Raw genomic sequence first — 15,127 nt, 5'->3', positions numbered from 1 at the left:
GTTGCTCTGAGATCGGTCAATCAATGGACCGATCTCAGAGCAACCGACCGAACTCAGGTCACGCCGCGTGCAACTGACCGATCTCGCGGCACCTCAATGTGCACGGCGAAAATGTGCACGGCGAACTTCAGACGCAGGACATCAGCGGCCGGGCAGCTCCACCGTCCGCAGGGTCGCCTCGTCCTCGAAGCAGTAGCCCCACGCCTCGCCCGGCTCGATCGAACGCATCAGCGGGTGGCCGGTCTCCCGGAAGTGTCCGGTGGCGTGCCTGGCCGGCGAGGAGTCGCAGCAGCCCACCTGCCCGCACACGAGGCAGCTGCGCAGGTGAACCCACGTGCCGCCGTGCGCCAGGCACTCGGGACAACCCTCACGGCTGGCGGGCTCCAGGACGGCAACCTGGTCCAGGTGCGTGCACACATCACTCATCGCTTGGCTCCTCACTGTGTCCCACCGGCTCTGCTGGCACGATCCTAGGCTTGCACCCTGCTGACGTCAGCGCCGAGCGCCGAGATGGTAGCGCTCTGAGCGCTCCTCACGTGACCGGCTCTGCGCTCGCCGCACCTGGGACCGGATCAGTTCAGGAAGCCAGCGGGTCGCCCCGGGGTGGCGTGTCGCCGCGGTCCGTCGCGCGGTCCAGCGTCCGGTCGGGGAGCCAGACCGTGAACGTGCTGCCGCTCGTGCCGTGGTCGGTGTGCAGCAGGTGCCCGTCATGGCTCTCGGCGACCTGGCGGGCGATCGCCAGCCCGAGGCCGGAGCCGTCCGGCCGCTCCGCATGCCCGCCGGCCGCCCCAGCCCCGTCGCCGTCCTGCCCCCGGTAGAACCGGTCGAAGATCCGGTCCCGCGCCTCCGCCGGCACCCCCGGCCCCTCGTCGGCCACGGCGATCCAGGCCCAGCCCTGCCTGCTCCCCACGCCCACGGTGATCGCGCTGCCCACCGGTGCGAGCCGCACCGCGTTGGACAGCAGGTTGTCGACCGCCCGGCCCAGCGCGTTCGCGTCGCCGTACGCGACCGGGCCGGGATGGGTCCGCTCGACGATCGACACCCCCCGACGCTCGGCGACCGCCCGGTTGTCGCGGACGGCGCCCTCGGCGAGCACGGCGAGGTCGACCTCCCGGTCCACGAAGGCCTCCGAGCGGAACCGCGCGGTGGCCAGCAGGTCCTCCAGCAGCCGGGACATCCGGCTCGTCGCGCCCAGGACGACGGCGGTCGCCTCCGCCCGCTGCTCCCGGTCGGCCTGCTCGTTGCCCAGCACCGCCTCGACGTTCGCCTGCACCACCATGACGGGGTTCCGCAGCTCGTGGGACACGTCCTCGATGAGCCTGCGTTCCGCGGTGAAGGCCCGGTCCAGCCGGTCGAGCATCCCGTCGATCGTGTCGGCGAGGGTGCGTAGCTCGTCGCGTGGCCCGGTGGCGCCGATCCGCCGGGACAGGTCCGTGGCGCCGATCTCCTGGGCGGTGCGCGTGACGGCCTCGACGGGCCGCAGCGCCCGCCCGGACACCCACCAGCCGACGGCCACGCTGAGCAGGAACATCACCGCGAGCGCCACCGCCGAGTAGTCCCGCAGGGTCTGCAGGGCGGTGTAGTTCACGGCGTGCTGGACCGTGTCGAGGTCGGCCGCCTGGAAGTGTTCGCCGGGTTTGTAGCCGATGCTGCCGTCGGGCTTCTTCTCGAGCCGTTTGACGGTGACGGGGTCGAGCGGCGCGGCGACGATCGTCTGCGAGAGCGCGAAGTAGACGCCCGCGAGGATGAGCGCTGTGATGCCGAAGAGCGTCGCGGAGTAGGTCAGGGCGAGTCTCATCCGCACGGTGCGCGCCCACCCGGGCAGGCCCCGGAGGGTCATGCGGGGACGCCCTCGACAGGGCCGTCCACACTGGCCGGCAGCTCGCGGAGCCGGTACCCGCGGCCGATGACGGTCTCCAGCGCGGGGTCCTCGCCGTCGAGCGTGAGCTTGCGCCGCAGGGTGCCGACGGTCACGCGGACGGTCTGGGTGAAGGGGTCGGCGTTCTCGTCCCACACATGCTCGAGCAGCTCCTCGGCGGGCACCACGTAGGCGGGCCGGTTCATCAGGTAGCGCAGGACGGCGAACTCCTTGCGGGTCAGCACGAGCTCGCGGGTGCCGCGCCAGGCGAGCTGCCGGGCGGCGTCGAGCCGGATGGGGCCGTGCACGAGGACGGCGGCGGCCTCGCGCGCCTCGCGGCGCAGCAGGGCGCGGATGCGGGCGGAGAGCTCGATGATCGCGAACGGCTTGACGAGGTAGTCGTCGGCGCCGACGTCGAGGCCGGTCACCCGGTCGGTCAGGCGGCCGCGCGCGGTCAGCATGAGGATGCGCGGCGGGTCGCCGTCGGCGAGCGGCACCTGGCCGCCGCGGATGGCGCGGGTCAGGTCGAAGCCCGTCCCGTCCGGGAGGGTGATGTCGAGCAGGACGACGTCGTACGGGTTGAGGCCGAGCTTCTGCCTCGCCTCGGCCACGGTGCGCGCCTGGTCGACGGCGTAGCCCTCCCGGCGCAGTGCCACCTGCAGGGCACTCACCAGACCTGCCTCGTCCTCCACGATCAGCAGCCGCACAGCAGCACGGTAACCGCCCGGCGGCGCGTCTGACAGGCCCTGCCGGTCCCTCCTTTCGGTCGGCTTTCGCTCGGGTTTCCCGCAGTTTTCGTACCGGTCGGGTGGAGTCGGTGTCATGGACGAGCCCATGGACCAGCGCAGACCCGCCACCCAGGACATCCCCTCCGTCGCCACGCACCCGCCGCTCCGCCCGGCCGCAGCCCTGCTCGAACGGGCGCTGATCGAGGTCAAGCGAGTGATCGTGGGGCAGGACCACATGGTCGAACGGATCATGGTCGGCCTCCTCTCCCGCGGCCACGTGCTGCTGGAGGGCGTGCCCGGCGTCGCCAAGACGCTCGCGGTGCGCACCCTGGCGACCGTGGCGGGGGGCTCGTTCGCCCGCCTGCAGTTCACGCCGGACCTGATGCCGTCGGACATCGTCGGCACCCGCGTCTGGAAGCCGTCGCGGGAGGACTTCGACGTCGAGCTCGGACCGGTGTTCGCCAACCTCGTCCTCGCCGACGAGATCAACCGCGCGCCCGCCAAGGTGCAGTCGGCCCTGCTGGAGGCGATGGCGGAGGGCCAGGTCAGCATCGGCGGTCGCACCTACGCCCTGCCCGACCCGTTCCTCGTCCTGGCCACCCAGAACCCCATCGAGAGCGACGGTGTCTACGCCCTGCCGGAGGCGCAGCGCGACCGGTTCCTGCTCAAGGTCGACGTCGACCACGCCGACGAGCTGGAGGAGCTGACGATCGTGCAGCGCATGAGCGCCGCGCCCCCGCGCGCGGAGCCGCTGCTCGACCCGGCAATGGTCCGCCAGCTCCAGCGCGAGGCGGACCAGGTGTTCGTGCACCACGCCGTCGCGCAGTACGCGGTCGCGGTCGTGATGGCCACCCGTAAGCCGCACCAGTACGGGCTGCACCACCTCGACGGCGTGCTGGAGTACGGCGTCAGCGCACGCGGCAGCCTCGGGCTGATCGCCGCCGGACGGTCGCTCGCCCTCATGCGCGGGCGCGACTACGTGCTGCCGGCGGACCTCGTCGACCTGGCGGGCGACACCCTCGCCCACCGGCTCGTGCTCACGTTCGACGCGGCCGCCGACGGCGTCGACCCGCGCACCGTGATCGACGCCGTCCTGGCCGCCGTGCCGCAGCCGCGCGTGGCGCCCGCAGAGGAGGAGGTGGTCGTGCGATGACCGGTCCGGCGCGGGACGACCCCGCGCGGAACGACCCTCCCCGGAACGACTCGGCAGGCCGGTTCCGCCGGCTCGAGCTCACCGTCCGGCGCCGGGTCGACGGGCTGCTGCAGGGCGACGTCGACGGGCACGCGCTCGGCCCCGGCTCCGACCCGGAGGAGCTGACCCAGTACCAGCCGGGGCAGGACGTGCGCCGGATCGACTGGAACGTCACCGCCCGCACGGGCGAACCGCACCTGTGGCGCACGCGCGCCCAGCACGAGCTGGACACGTGGCTCCTCGTGGACCGCAGCCCCAGCATGACGTTCGGCACCGCCCGGACCGAGAAGGTGGACGTCGCCGAGCAGGTGGCGGCCGCCGTCGGCCTGCTCACCACCGGGCCGGGCAACCGCGTGGGCATCGGCCTGATCGACGAGGCCGGCCTGCGCTGGATCTCGCCGCGCCCCGGGCGCGCCGCCGCGGCGGCGCTGACCCGGCTCGACGCGGCGGTCCGCCAGGGCAGCCCGACGGTCTCCCTGTCGGACGCCCTGCGCGGACTCGGCGCCCGGGCCCGGCGCCGCGGGCTGTGCGTGGTCGTCACCGACCTGGTGGCGCCCGACGGCGCGATCGAGCGGCCCTTCGAGTGGGAGGGAGCGCTCCGGCGGCTGACCGCCAGGCACGACGTGATAGTCGTCGAGGTCGACGACCCGCGCGAGCGCGAGCTGCCCGACGTCGGCGAGGTGGTGCTCCTCGACCCCGAGACCGGGGCGCAGCGCGAGGTGTCGACGTCGGACCCCGAGCTGCGCCTCGCCTACGCCCTGGTCGCTGCCCTGCATCGCGACGAGACGGCAGCCGCCGTCCGCGCCGCCCGTGCCGAACACCTGCGCGTGAGCACCGACGACGACTGGGCGGCGGCCCTCGCCCGGTTCGTCAAGGACCGCCGTCGCGCCCCCGCCCGCCGTCACCGGAGGACGTCATGACCTTCACCGACCCCCTGTTCCTGCTCGCCCTCGTGCCCGTCGCCGCGCTCGCGCTCGCGTACGTCCTGCTGCAGCGGCGCCGCACCCGCTACGCCGTCCGCTTCGCGACCCTGCCGATGCTCGACCGGGTCGCCCCCACCCGCCCGCGCTGGCGGCGGCACCTCGCGACCAGCCTCGTGCTGCTCGCGCTCGGCGCGTTCGCCACAGCGGCCGCCGGACCGGAGATGCGGCTCCGCGTGCCGTACGAGCGCGCGACGGTCATCGTCGCCATCGACGTGTCCGGCTCGATGGAGGCGCAGGACGTCCCGCCCGACCGGCTGACCGCCGCCAAGGGAGCCGCCGTGCAGTTCGTCCGCGAGCTTCCCGAGACGGTCCAGGTGGGCGTCGTCGCCTTCGCCGAGGACGCCGAGCTGGTCGCCCCCGTCACCGCCGACCGCGCCCTCGTCGAGAACTCCATACTGGGCCTCCGCTCCGACGGCGGCACCGCCATCGGCGAGGCCGTCTTCGCCTCGGCCGCCGAGGTGGTCCGGCAGGCCGCCACCAGCGGTACGGCGCCAGGCGGCGGCACGGCATCGGACGGCGGCACGACGCCGGACGGCGGCACGGCCGACCCGATCCCCGCCCGGCTGGTCCTGCTCTCCGACGGGTTCAACACCGCCGGCCGCAGCCCCGCCAGCTCGGTGCAGGCGGCCCTCGACGCCGAGATGCCCGTCTCGACGATCGCCTACGGCACGCCCAGCGGCGTCATCGGCAACGGCGCCCGCACCCAGTCCGCACCCGCCGACGACGACACCCTCCGCATGCTCGCCGAAGAGACCGCGGGCCACTTCTACCGTGCCGAGAGCGGGGCCGAGCTGGACCAGGTCTACGAGGACATCGGCTCGGCCATCGGCTGGCGCACCGAGACCACCCTCGTCACCACGGCCCTGGTCCTGATCGGCCTGGCGCTCGCCATCACCGCCACCGCCCTGTCCCTGCGCTGGTTCTCCCGGTTGGTCTGACACCGTTCGAAGGAGCGTTCCCTTGCAGAACCCCGACCCGCTGCTCCATGGTTCCCCCGTCGGCCTCGGCCGGCCCGCCGGCCCGCGCCACTTCGTCGTCGGCGAGCCGGTCGCACCGGCGCCGCCCGCGCCGGAGCCGGTTCGTTCCCTGCTGGTGCCGACGACCGGCTCGGCTGCGCCGTCCGCGTTCCGGCCGGCCGCACCCCCGGCTCCCGGGCGTGCGTTCGGCCTGCCTGCCGGCTTGCCGGCTCCCGAGCCCGAGACCCCGCACGACGCGCCACCCCGTCGTCCGCGCGTCCTGCTGACGCTGGCTACCGCGCTCGCCCTGGGCGCGCTGCTGGGGTCTGCCACGACGGGCCTGGTCACCGGCCTGAGCCTCGCGCCGGAAGAGATCGCGGCACCCGCCGTGGTGGACCAGGGCACCGGCACGACGACGACCGCGAGCGCCGCCCAGCGCGCGCTGCCGAGCGTCGTCCAGGTGCGGGCGGGTGCGCGCGGCGGGTCGGGCGTCATCATCGACGCGAACCACGTGGTCACCAACGGGCACGTGGTGGTAGGCAGCGAGACCGTGGAGCTCCTGCTCGACGACGGGAGCTCCGTGACCGGCCGGGTGCTCGGCGCCGACCAGCGCAACGACATAGCAGTGGTGGAGGCCGACCTCGGCGGAGCCCGTGCGGCGGCCCTGGGCCGCAGCGCCGGGCTGCAGATCGGCCAGCCGGTCATCGCCGTCGGGTCGCCGCTCGGGCTGACGGGCAGCGTCACGGCAGGGGTGGTCAGCGCCGTGGACCGCAGCTCGGGCAGCTATCCCGGGCCGATGATCCAGACCGACGCGTCGATCAACCAGGGAAACTCGGGCGGCCCCCTGGTCGACCTGAGCGGTCAGGTGGTCGGCATCAACACGGCGATCGCGACGGTCGGCAGCTCGGGCAACATCGGCATCGGGTTCGCCGTGCCGATCGACCGTGCTGCCGACGTCGCGGAGCGCATCATCGCCGGGGCATGACCTGTGCCAGGCGCCGGCGGGCTCAGGTGAACAGGCCGCTGTAGGCGTTCAGGGCCGGCTGCCCGCCCAGGTGCGCGTACAGGACCGTGGACTCCTCGGGGATGTCGCCGCTCGTGACGAGGTCGATCAGGCCCGCCATGGACTTGCCCTCGTAGACCGGGTCGATGATGACGCCCTCGAGCCGGCCGGTGAGCCGGATCGCGTCGAGCGTCGACTCGACGGGGATCCCGTACTTGTCACCGGCCCAGCCGGGCAGCACGGTGATCTCGTCGTCGCGCAGCGGCCGCCGGACGCCGATCAGCTCGGCCGTGGCGCGCGCGATCCTGGCCACCTGGTCGTGGGTCTCGTGGAGCTTCGCGCTCGCGTCGATCCCGATCACCCGGCGGGGCCGTCCGCCGGCCTCCTCGAGCGCGGCGAACCCTGCGATCATGCCCGCGTGGGTCGAACCGGTGACCGCGCAGACCACGATGGTGTCGAAGAAGACGCCCAGCTCGCGCTCCTGCTGCTCCACCTCGTACGCCCAGCGCGCGAACCCGAGGCCGCCGAGCCGGTGGTCGGACGCGCCGGCCGGGATCGCGTACGGCGTACCGCCACGCTCCTTGACCTCGTCGATCGCGCGGGTCCAGGAGTCCTTGAACCCGATCCCGAAGCCCGCCGGGTCGAGCCGGACCTCCGCACCCATGATCCGGCTCAGCATGATGTTGCCCACCCGGTCGGCGACGGAGTCGGGCCAGTCGACCCAGTTCTCCTGCACCAGCACGGCCTTGAGCCCCAGCGACGCGGCCACGGCGGCGACCTGACGCGTGTGGTTCGACTGGTAGCCCCCGATCGAGACCAGCGTGTCCGCACCCTGCGCGAGGGCTTCCGGGACGATGTACTCCAGCTTGCGGGTCTTGTTGCCGCCGTAGGCGAGGCCTGCGTTGCAGTCCTCACGCTTGGCCCAGACCGACGCACCCCCGAGGTGGGCGCTCAGGCGCGGCAGCGGGTGGACGGGGCTCGGCCCGAAGGTCAGCGGGTGGCGGGGGAAGTCGGACAGGGCCATGGTCACTCCTCGTTCACGGGCGGGTCGAGGGACAGGTCCGGGTCGGTGGGCAGGGTGGACCAGGTGTCGAAGGCGACGGCCGCCGCCTGGTCCGCGTCCCCCGCGGCGCACAACCGGATCAGCTCGTCGTGCCTCGCGAACGACGCGCGGCCGCCCAGCGTGGAGAACCGCAGACGTTCCGCGCGGCGCAGCACCGGCGTGAACTGGTCGAGGACCGACGCCAGCGCGCGGTTCGCCGCCACGGCCACCGGCACGTCGTGGAGCGCGTCGTCGGCCCGCAGCGCCGCCTCGACGTCACCCGCCTCGATCGCCGCGCGGAACTCGCGGTTGGCCGCACGCATGGTGTCGAGGTCGGCCTCCGTGAGGCTGCGCACCGCCTCGCGCACGGCCACCTCGTGCATCGCCGCGACGACGTCGCGCGCGCCACGTACGTCCCGCAGGTCCAGGGAGCTCACCGTCGTCGAGCTGCCGGGGCGCGCGACGACCAGCCCGGCCTCGGCCAGGCGGAGCAGCGCCTCGCGCACCGGCGTCCGGCTGACACCGAGCCAGGCCGCGAGATCGCCGTCGCGCAGCTGCTCCCCCGGCGCGAAGCTGCCGTCGACTATGGCGTCGCGGAGACGTCCGTAGACGTCGTCGCGCAGCAGACGCCGACCGATCGGGGGCACGCTCGCAGGAATAGGCATGCAATATATTGCATACCAATCGAAGCGTTTTGGCAAGGGCGAAGTGCGGCAGGGGGCGCGACCACCGCTGCTGACACGAGTGCCGTGCGGCCCGTGTCCCTCAGCGGAAGCGTAGTCACCTCCGAGGTACTGACAGCTGTTGCGGCAGGTGCCAGGTGGGCTGAACTTCGTTCGGCCGGGACCCGAGCTTGCGGGCTCTGCCGAATACTCCAGCCCGGCTGAACCGGGTCGGGCCAGGGCGAACGAAATTCAGCAGACCTGGCACCCCCGCCCCGGGTGGTGCTGCCGCCGGCCCGCCCCGCGACCGGCGCGCCCAGGCCTTCGTAGAGTGATCTATCGTGACGACGAGGCATCGAGGCGCCGACCTGCGCCGACCGCCGCGCCGAGAGGAACCTCCATGGCCGACCCCACGCCGCTCGACGAGGTCCTGCAGGAGCTCGCCGCGCTCGAGAACCCCAGGTTCCGCGCGGTCAACGAGCGCAACGGGGACGACCACGGCGTCAACCTCTCGCAGCTGCGCGCCGTCGCGAAGCGCCTGAAGAAGCAGCACGAGCTGGCCGTCGAGCTCTGGGCGACCGGCGACACGGCGGCCCGCCTCCTCGCCACGCTGGTCTGTCGTCCGCGGTCCTTCACCCCGGCCGAGGTCGACGCGATGGTCCACGACATCCGCTCCCCCAAGCTGCTCGACTGGTTCGTCGTCAACGTCGTGAAGCCCGGCAGGTTCGGCGAGGAGTTCCGCGAGGACTGGGCCGCGGACGGCGCCGACCTGGTCGGCAGGGCCGGCTGGACCCTGCAGAGCGACAAGGTGGTCAAGGCGCCCGACGACGTCGACCTCGACGCGCTGCTCGACACGATCGAGCGGGACATGAAGGACGCACCCGAGAACACGCAGTGGGCGATGAACACGTGCCTCGCGATGATCGGGATCAACGACCCGGGCCGACGCGCACGGGCGATCGGCATCGGCGAGAACCTGCAGGTCCTCGCCGACTACCCTGCCTCGCCGGGCTGCACGCCGCCGTACGCCCCGGTGTGGATCGCCGAGATGGTCGGCCGCCAGGAGCCGGCCCGCGCCTGACCCGGCGGCTCGTCGCGGGGGTCTCCCGGAATGCCCCTATGCTGCTCATGGCAACGTTGCCATTCCGTCGAGCGCGATCCCTCGCACCGATGCCGCGTTCAGCACTCTCCCGGCGGTCCGTACCGCCTGGTAGAGCCCGTCACCGCGTCTCCTGGTACGGGATGACCACACGGTTGATGACGAGCAGGCCCGCCGCCGCGACCGGGACCGCCACGAGGGCGCCGAGGATCCCGCCGAGCGCCGCACCGGCCAGGGCCGCGACGATCACCAGCACACCGGGCACCGCCACGGCGCGGCTCATCACCCGCGGGGAGAGCACGTACGCCTCCACCTGCATGTACACGAGCAGGAGGATCGCGACGACGAGCGCCGCGACCGGGCTCACCGTCAGCGTCGCGAGAACCACGAGGATCGAGCCGATGACCGTTCCGACGACGGGGATCAGTGCCGCGATGAACGCGAGGACGGCGAGGAGGATCGGTGCGGGGCTGCCGGCGAACACCGTCAGCAGCAGGGTGAACGTGGCGTTGATGGTCGCCAGGAACAGCTGGCCCGCGACATACCGGCCCACGGACTCCAGCACCTCGTTCAGGAGGGAACCGCTGATGTCCCGCCGGGACCGGGGCACCAGCCGCAGGACGGCGGCGACCATGGTCGGCAGGGATACCGCGAAGTAGATCGTCAGGGCCGCGACGATGATGACCGCCGTCACGCCGTTGATCAGCCCGGTGCCGACCTGCAGGACGCCACCCGCGATCGCCGTGAGCTGGCGGGGATCGGTGAGCAGCTCGGTCACCGACGCCAGCAGACCGTTCAGGTTGAGTGCGACCAGGTTGTCGTTGGTCCAGACGTACCAGGCCTGGTTGGGCAGCTCCCGCAGCGCGTCGACCAGCTGGGTGACGAAGATCCCGACCTGCGGGACGGCCAGCGGCAGCACCGCCACGACGAAGAGCGCGAGGACGGCGGCGGATCCGACGATCATCGCCGTAGCCGCCACCCACCGCAGCATCCCCCGCGAGACGAGGAACCGGATCCCAGGGTCCAGCGCCAGTGCCAGGAAGAGCGCCAGCCCGACGTACACGAGGACCGTCGCCACCGCCTCGACGGCGCCCAGCACCACGAGACCCGCACCGACACCCAGGGTCGCGAGCACCGCGTACCCGAACGGGTTCGCGGGCAGACCGACCGACGGGGTCCGCCCGCCCGCGATACGAGCACGTGGGACCCGCGGTGACCTCACGCGCGCCAGGTCGTGCTGCGCACCCGGTCTCCGCATTCTCGGCGATCGCGGCAGGGCGCCGGGTCGTTGCGGCATGCGGGCCATTGCGCTCCATGGGTTGTGAGGTGGGTTGTGAGGTGGGTTCTCAGGTGTTCCGCGATGAACACGCTGCAGGTCACAGCCTTCCTGAAAGCAGGCCGCTTGTCGCCATCGGCTCGCGGGCCGACGTCGACCGACTGGGTCGACCGGCCGGGTCGACCGGCCGGGTCGACCCGCTGAGGGGTTCTCTTCGGGCCTCCCACCCCGGAGGCGCGCTGGCGTCTGATGGATTCCGACAGGAGCACTGACCCCGTGCCGCACCGCTCGGCCCGGGAACCGAGCAAGGAGAGGTACCCCCATGCGTGGAGTTGTCATGTATGCGCCAGGCGACGTCCGGGTCGAGGAGCGCGAGGACGCCAGGATCATCGAGCCGACCGACGCCGTGATCCGGGTGACCGCCGCGTGCATCTGCGGCTCGGACCTGTGGCCGTACCGCGGGGTGGAGGCCCTGAACGGCCCGACCCCGATGGGCCACGAGTACATCGGGATCGTCGAGCAGGTCGGCGACGAGGTGCGGAACATCAAGGTCGGCGACTACGTCGTCGGCTCGTTCGTCGCCTCGGACAACACGTGCGAGATCTGCCAGGCGGGCTACCAGTCCCGCTGCATCCATAACGTGATGATGGGTTCGGAGGGCACCCAGGCCCAGCTCGCCCGCATCCCGCTGGCCGACGGCACCCTGGTCGCCACCCCCGGTACGCCGGACGCCGACCTCGTCCCGTCGCTGCTCGCCGCCTCGGACGTGCTGGGCACCGGCTGGTTCGCCGCCGTGGCCGCCGAGGCGGGTCCCGGCAAGACCATCGCGGTCGTCGGCGACGGCGCGGTCGGTCTCTCAGCGGTCCTGGCCGCCAAGCAACTGGGCGCGGAGCGCATCATCGCGTTCAGCCGCCACCCCGAGCGGCAGGCGCTGGCCCGCGAGTTCGGCGCCACCGACATCGTCGAGGAGCGCGGCGACGCCGGCGCCGCGAAGGTCAAGGAGCTCACCGGCGGGTACGGCGCCCACGGCGTCGTCGAGGCGGTGGGCACCGAGGAGTCGATGTGGCAGGCCATCAACTCCGCCCGGCCGGGCGGCTACGTCGGGTACGTCGGTGTCACGCACGGCGTCAAGCTTGACGGCCTGAACCTGTTCTTCACCGGCGTGCACCTGCACGGCGGCCCCGCCCCCGTGCGCCGGTTCCTGCCCGAGCTGATCCAGCTCATCTGGGACCGGACGATCGACCCGGGCAAGGTCTTCGACCTCACCCTCCCGCTCGAGGAGGCGGCCGAGGGCTACAGGGCGATGGACGAGCGCCGGGCCACCAAGGTGCTGCTCACCCTCTGACAGCCGCGCCGCCGGGAGCCAGCACTCCCGGCGGCGCCCCGCTTCCGGCCTCGACGCCGACCACCCGTTCGTGCAGTGAAGGAGCATCGCCATGCCCATGTCCCAGTCCCCTGCTCCCGCGCCCGTTCGGTTCGGCCGGTTCCTGCCCACCCTGCTGTTGCTGCTGACCGTGTTCGGGCCGATCTCCATGGACCTGTACCTGCCGGCACTGCCGGCGCTCACCGCCGAGCTCGGCGCGGCGACGTCCGTCGCGCAGCTCACCGTGACCACGTGTCTGGTCGGCCTCGCGGCCGGGCAGCTGATCGCGGGACCGTTGTCCGACCGGTTCGGGCGGCGCGGCATTCTGCTGATCGGCGTCGTCGCGTACGTCGTGACGTCTGCCCTGTGCGCGGCGAGCCCGACCGTCGAGCTGCTGATCCTCGCGCGGCTGGTCCAGGGACTGGCCGGCGGCGTCGGGATCGTGATCGCCCAGGCCGCCGGGCGCGACGTCCTCTCGGGCGGAGCCCTGATCCGGTTCTACGGGCGGCTGACCGTGGTCGGCGGGCTCGCCGCCGTCGTCGGACCGCTGCTGGGTGGGCAGCTGAACACTGTCACGGACTGGCGTGGCCTGTTCGTCTTCCTCGCCGTGGTCGGCGCGGCGCTCCTGGTGACCGCCGCTGTCGCATTCCCCGAGACCCTGCCCGCGGCGCGGCGCACCACCGGCGGCTTCGCGCAGACGGGGCGGGACTTCCGGGTGCTGCTGTCCGACCGGGTGTTCCTGGGCGCGGTGCTCAACCAGGGCTTCATGTACGCGGCACTGTTCGCGTATCTCTCGGGGGCCACGTTCGTGCTGCAGGGCATCTACGGGCTCTCTCCGCAGGGCTACGCGCTCGCGTTCGGCCTGAACTCGGCAGGGTTCATGGTCTCCGGCTACCTCGCGAGCCGAGCCGCCGAGCGCTGGAGCCTGCCCCGGACCCTCACCGTCGGCATCGTCGTGGCGGGCGTCGGCGCCCTCGGCCTGCTCGGGGCCGGCCTGACCACTCTGCCACTGTGGGTGGTGATCGTGTCGCTCCTGGCCCTGGCCTGTGGCGTCGCGATCACCTCGCCGCCGGCGACGACGCTCGCCCTGGTCGAGTACCCGCACCTGGCCGGCACCGCGTCTTCGCTGCTGGGCATGGTCCGGTTCGGGTTCGGCGGCGTCACCCCGCCCCTCGTCGGCGTCGCGGGCGCGGCGACGATCCTGCCCCTCGGCATCGTGGCCACCGCGTCGATAGTGCTCGCGGCCGGGGTGTATCTCGCGCTGGCCGCCCAGTCGGTCGAGGTGGTCGGACGACGACACCCCGGCCGGGGTGCCCTGCCAGGGCCTCCCACGGCGGCGGGGTCGCGCATACCGTGGAATCCATGAGCACCAAGGACGAGGTGCGGGAGTTCCTGGTCTCCCGCCGCGCGAACGTCACCCCGCAGCAGGCGGGCATCCCCGACTTCGGCGGGGAGCGGCGGGTACCCGGGCTGCGCCGCGAGGAGGTCGCCATGCTCGCCGGCGTCAGCCTTGACTACTACACGCGGCTGGAGCGCGGGAACATCCGCGGCGCGTCCGAGAGCGTGCTGGGCGCGATCGCCCGCGCCCTCCAGCTGAACGACGCCGAACGCGAGTACCTGTTCGACCTCGCCCGCACGGCCCCCGCCTCCGCGGCCGCGCGCGACCGCAAGCCCGTCGCGCAGTCGGTACGCACCTCAGTGCAGCGCGTGCTGGACAACATGGCTGTGCCCGCGATCGTGCACAACTCGAACCAGGACCTCGTCGCCGCGAACGTCATGGGTCGCGCCCTGTACGCCCCGCACTTCGACACCGACGGCACGCCGAACATCGCCCGGTTCATCTTCCTCGACCGCCGCGCCCAGGACTACTACGTCGACTGGGCACTGGCCCGGCGCACCGCCGCGGCGATCATGCGGCTCGAGGCCGGACGCGACCCGCTCAACAAGGAGCTCACCGCGCTCATCGGCGAGCTCTCCACCCGGAGCCCGCAGTTTCGCGAGGACTGGTCGGGGCACGACGTCCACGAGCACCGCACCGGGGTCAAGTCGTTCCGGCACCCGGTGGTCGGCCGCGTCACCGTCGCGTTCGACGTCTTCGCGATGCCCGGCGAGGCCGGCCTGCAGATCGTCACGTACAGCCCTCCCCCGAACACCGACTCCGCGGAGAAGTTCGCGCTGCTGGCGAGCTGGGCGGCCACCCAGGAGGCTGAGAGCGCCCCCGACAGCGGAGGCCTGGTGAGCAGGCCCCACGACGGTGTGAGCCAGCCTGCGAGCACCGACTGACCAGCTGAGATCGCACTGGCAGGGCTACCGGGACTGGCCTCAGAGGCGCCCCGTTCGTGCCCTGAGGAGTTATCCACAGATTTCAGTTTCGCGCTGCGGTACGTACGACTGTTCGAGATAATGGAGATAGCAAGGGAGTGAGTACTAGAGGCGAGCGTCGGGATGGGCGGGGGTGGGCACGGTGGAGCAGACGACGAACAGTGGACCCGCGAGTGGCCTGCCTGCTGCGGTCTCGATCGAGGACGTGCTGGCCCTGATCGAGGCCGCGACCGCGCAACTGACTACCCTGACCGACCTCGAGACCCTGACCGGCTGGGACGCCCCGAACATCAGCCGCCTGGCCGAGGCGCATACCCGGATCCGTCGGCTGACCGGCCGCCTGGACGGTGTGCGGTACACCCTGCTGCCCCGGATCGAGGACGAGGGGTCCTGGCGCTCGGGTGGCACGGCCCGCACGTTCACGACCTGGCTGCGTCTGCGTGAAGGGATCTCCGCGTCCACGGCGGGCAAGGACATGACGATCGCGCGCCGCCTCACCACCGCGCTCCCCGTCACCCGGGAGCGACTGGTCACCGGAACCCTCGGCCTGGACCACGCCCGCGTGATGGCCGAGGTCGCCCCCACGAGCGAGACCCGCACCGACGCGCTGGCGTGGTTGATCGATACCCGCACCGGGCACACC

14 protein-coding genes and 1 pseudogene are annotated in these 15,127 nt (G+C 72.5%); 9 read left to right on the top strand and 6 right to left on the bottom strand.

Annotated elements, in window-relative coordinates:
* Window positions 1-141 precede the first annotated feature (141 nt).
* The 3 genes and pseudogenes from AB0I32_RS26550 to AB0I32_RS26540 all read right to left on the bottom strand — a co-directional run.
* Window positions 142-369 (bottom strand): annotated as a pseudogene (locus AB0I32_RS26550) (UBP-type zinc finger domain-containing protein); the annotation flags it as partial.
* Between the two features lie 208 nt (window positions 370-577).
* Window positions 578-1,840, bottom strand: a complete 1,263-nt coding sequence (locus tag AB0I32_RS26545) for a HAMP domain-containing sensor histidine kinase (protein WP_357511596.1) — start codon at window positions 1,838-1,840, stop codon at window positions 578-580.
* Complete coding sequence (locus AB0I32_RS26540) at window positions 1,837-2,565, bottom strand: response regulator transcription factor (protein WP_357511593.1); 729 nt, start codon at window positions 2,563-2,565, stop codon at window positions 1,837-1,839. The genes AB0I32_RS26545 and AB0I32_RS26540 overlap by 4 nt, the downstream gene beginning before the upstream one ends.
* Before the next feature lie 115 nt (window positions 2,566-2,680).
* On the opposite strand from AB0I32_RS26540, the gene AB0I32_RS26535 reads away from it, so the two are divergent.
* From AB0I32_RS26535 to AB0I32_RS26520, 4 genes are read left to right on the top strand one after another with little or no spacing between them, the layout of a single operon-like run.
* Complete coding sequence (locus tag AB0I32_RS26535) at window positions 2,681-3,739, top strand: AAA family ATPase (protein ID WP_357511591.1); 1,059 nt, start codon at window positions 2,681-2,683, stop codon at window positions 3,737-3,739.
* Window positions 3,736-4,698 carry a DUF58 domain-containing protein gene (locus AB0I32_RS26530; protein WP_357511589.1) on the top strand — a complete coding sequence of 321 codons (963 nt, stop codon included), beginning with the start codon at window positions 3,736-3,738 and terminating at the stop codon, window positions 4,696-4,698. Before AB0I32_RS26535 ends, AB0I32_RS26530 begins: the two co-directional genes overlap by 4 nt.
* Window positions 4,695-5,699 carry a VWA domain-containing protein gene (locus AB0I32_RS26525; protein ID WP_357511587.1) on the top strand — a complete coding sequence of 335 codons (1,005 nt, stop codon included), beginning with the start codon at window positions 4,695-4,697 and terminating at the stop codon, window positions 5,697-5,699. Before AB0I32_RS26530 ends, AB0I32_RS26525 begins: the two co-directional genes overlap by 4 nt.
* A 22-nt stretch (window positions 5,700-5,721) precedes the next feature.
* Entirely contained in the window at window positions 5,722-6,702 is a 981-nt protein-coding gene (locus AB0I32_RS26520) for a trypsin-like peptidase domain-containing protein (RefSeq protein WP_357511585.1), read from the top strand.
* Between the two features lie 22 nt (window positions 6,703-6,724).
* Here the strand turns inward: AB0I32_RS26520 and AB0I32_RS26515 are convergent, their stop codons facing one another.
* Both AB0I32_RS26515 and AB0I32_RS26510 read right to left on the bottom strand, forming a co-directional pair.
* The gene (locus tag AB0I32_RS26515; protein ID WP_357511583.1) at window positions 6,725-7,744 is read right to left on the bottom strand and encodes a 1-aminocyclopropane-1-carboxylate deaminase; all 1,020 of its coding nucleotides are present in this window, start codon (window positions 7,742-7,744) and stop codon (window positions 6,725-6,727) included.
* Between the two features lie 2 nt (window positions 7,745-7,746).
* Window positions 7,747-8,427 carry a GntR family transcriptional regulator gene (locus AB0I32_RS26510; protein WP_357511581.1) on the bottom strand — a complete coding sequence of 227 codons (681 nt, stop codon included), beginning with the start codon at window positions 8,425-8,427 and terminating at the stop codon, window positions 7,747-7,749.
* A 397-nt stretch (window positions 8,428-8,824) separates the two neighbouring features.
* Here AB0I32_RS26510 and AB0I32_RS26505 point away from each other — a divergent pair, with 397 nt between their 5' ends.
* Window positions 8,825-9,505: a DNA alkylation repair protein gene (locus AB0I32_RS26505; protein ID WP_357511579.1), complete on the top strand. Its 681-nt coding sequence runs from the start codon at window positions 8,825-8,827 to the stop codon at window positions 9,503-9,505.
* Window positions 9,506-9,644: 139 nt separating this feature from the next.
* On the opposite strand, the gene AB0I32_RS26500 is transcribed toward AB0I32_RS26505, so the two are convergent.
* Window positions 9,645-10,745 carry an AI-2E family transporter gene (locus tag AB0I32_RS26500; protein ID WP_357511577.1) on the bottom strand — a complete coding sequence of 367 codons (1,101 nt, stop codon included), beginning with the start codon at window positions 10,743-10,745 and terminating at the stop codon, window positions 9,645-9,647.
* A gap of 376 nt (window positions 10,746-11,121) precedes the next feature.
* On the opposite strand from AB0I32_RS26500, the gene AB0I32_RS26495 reads away from it, so the two are divergent.
* The 4 genes from AB0I32_RS26495 to AB0I32_RS26480 all read left to right on the top strand — a co-directional run.
* Window positions 11,122-12,144, top strand: coding sequence for a zinc-dependent alcohol dehydrogenase family protein (locus AB0I32_RS26495; RefSeq protein WP_357511575.1), 1,023 nt, complete (start codon window positions 11,122-11,124; stop codon window positions 12,142-12,144).
* Between the two features lie 97 nt (window positions 12,145-12,241).
* On the top strand, window positions 12,242-13,528 hold the full coding sequence (locus AB0I32_RS26490; RefSeq protein ID WP_357511597.1) for a multidrug effflux MFS transporter: 1,287 nt from the start codon (window positions 12,242-12,244) through the stop codon (window positions 13,526-13,528).
* Entirely contained in the window at window positions 13,525-14,445 is a 921-nt protein-coding gene (locus tag AB0I32_RS26485; RefSeq protein ID WP_357511573.1) for a helix-turn-helix transcriptional regulator, read from the top strand. Before AB0I32_RS26490 ends, AB0I32_RS26485 begins: the two co-directional genes overlap by 4 nt.
* Window positions 14,446-14,626: 181 nt before the next feature.
* Window positions 14,627-15,127, top strand: a 501-nt coding sequence (locus AB0I32_RS26480; protein ID WP_357511571.1) for a DUF222 domain-containing protein, incomplete at its 3' end; no start/stop codon positions are given.

Origin of the sequence: Promicromonospora sp. NPDC050249 (genome assembly GCF_040656015.1) — a bacterium.
In the GTDB taxonomy this organism is placed as follows: Bacteria; Actinomycetota; Actinomycetes; order Actinomycetales; family Cellulomonadaceae; genus Promicromonospora.
Note: the sequence above shows the minus strand (reverse complement) of the source record. Positions and strands in the feature narration are given on the sequence as shown.

What these genes read in the sequence shown, in the direction of transcription:
- AB0I32_RS26485 (WP_357511573.1), top strand. Translation starts at nt 13,525, where the DNA reads ATGAGCACCAAGGACGAGGTGCGGGAGTTCCTGGTCTCCCGCCGCGCG.
- AB0I32_RS26495 (WP_357511575.1), top strand. Translation starts at nt 11,122, where the DNA reads ATGCGTGGAGTTGTCATGTATGCGCCAGGCGACGTCCGGGTCGAGGAG.
- AB0I32_RS26490 (WP_357511597.1), top strand. Translation starts at nt 12,242, where the DNA reads ATGTCCCAGTCCCCTGCTCCCGCGCCCGTTCGGTTCGGCCGGTTCCTG.
- AB0I32_RS26510 (WP_357511581.1), bottom strand. Translation starts at nt 8,427, where the DNA reads ATGCCTATTCCTGCGAGCGTGCCCCCGATCGGTCGGCGTCTGCTGCGC.
- AB0I32_RS26505 (WP_357511579.1), top strand. Translation starts at nt 8,825, where the DNA reads ATGGCCGACCCCACGCCGCTCGACGAGGTCCTGCAGGAGCTCGCCGCG.
- AB0I32_RS26545 (WP_357511596.1), bottom strand. Translation starts at nt 1,840, where the DNA reads ATGACCCTCCGGGGCCTGCCCGGGTGGGCGCGCACCGTGCGGATGAGA.
- AB0I32_RS26535 (WP_357511591.1), top strand. Translation starts at nt 2,681, where the DNA reads ATGGACGAGCCCATGGACCAGCGCAGACCCGCCACCCAGGACATCCCC.
- AB0I32_RS26515 (WP_357511583.1), bottom strand. Translation starts at nt 7,744, where the DNA reads ATGGCCCTGTCCGACTTCCCCCGCCACCCGCTGACCTTCGGGCCGAGC.
- AB0I32_RS26530 (WP_357511589.1), top strand. Translation starts at nt 3,736, where the DNA reads ATGACCGGTCCGGCGCGGGACGACCCCGCGCGGAACGACCCTCCCCGG.
- AB0I32_RS26525 (WP_357511587.1), top strand. Translation starts at nt 4,695, where the DNA reads ATGACCTTCACCGACCCCCTGTTCCTGCTCGCCCTCGTGCCCGTCGCC.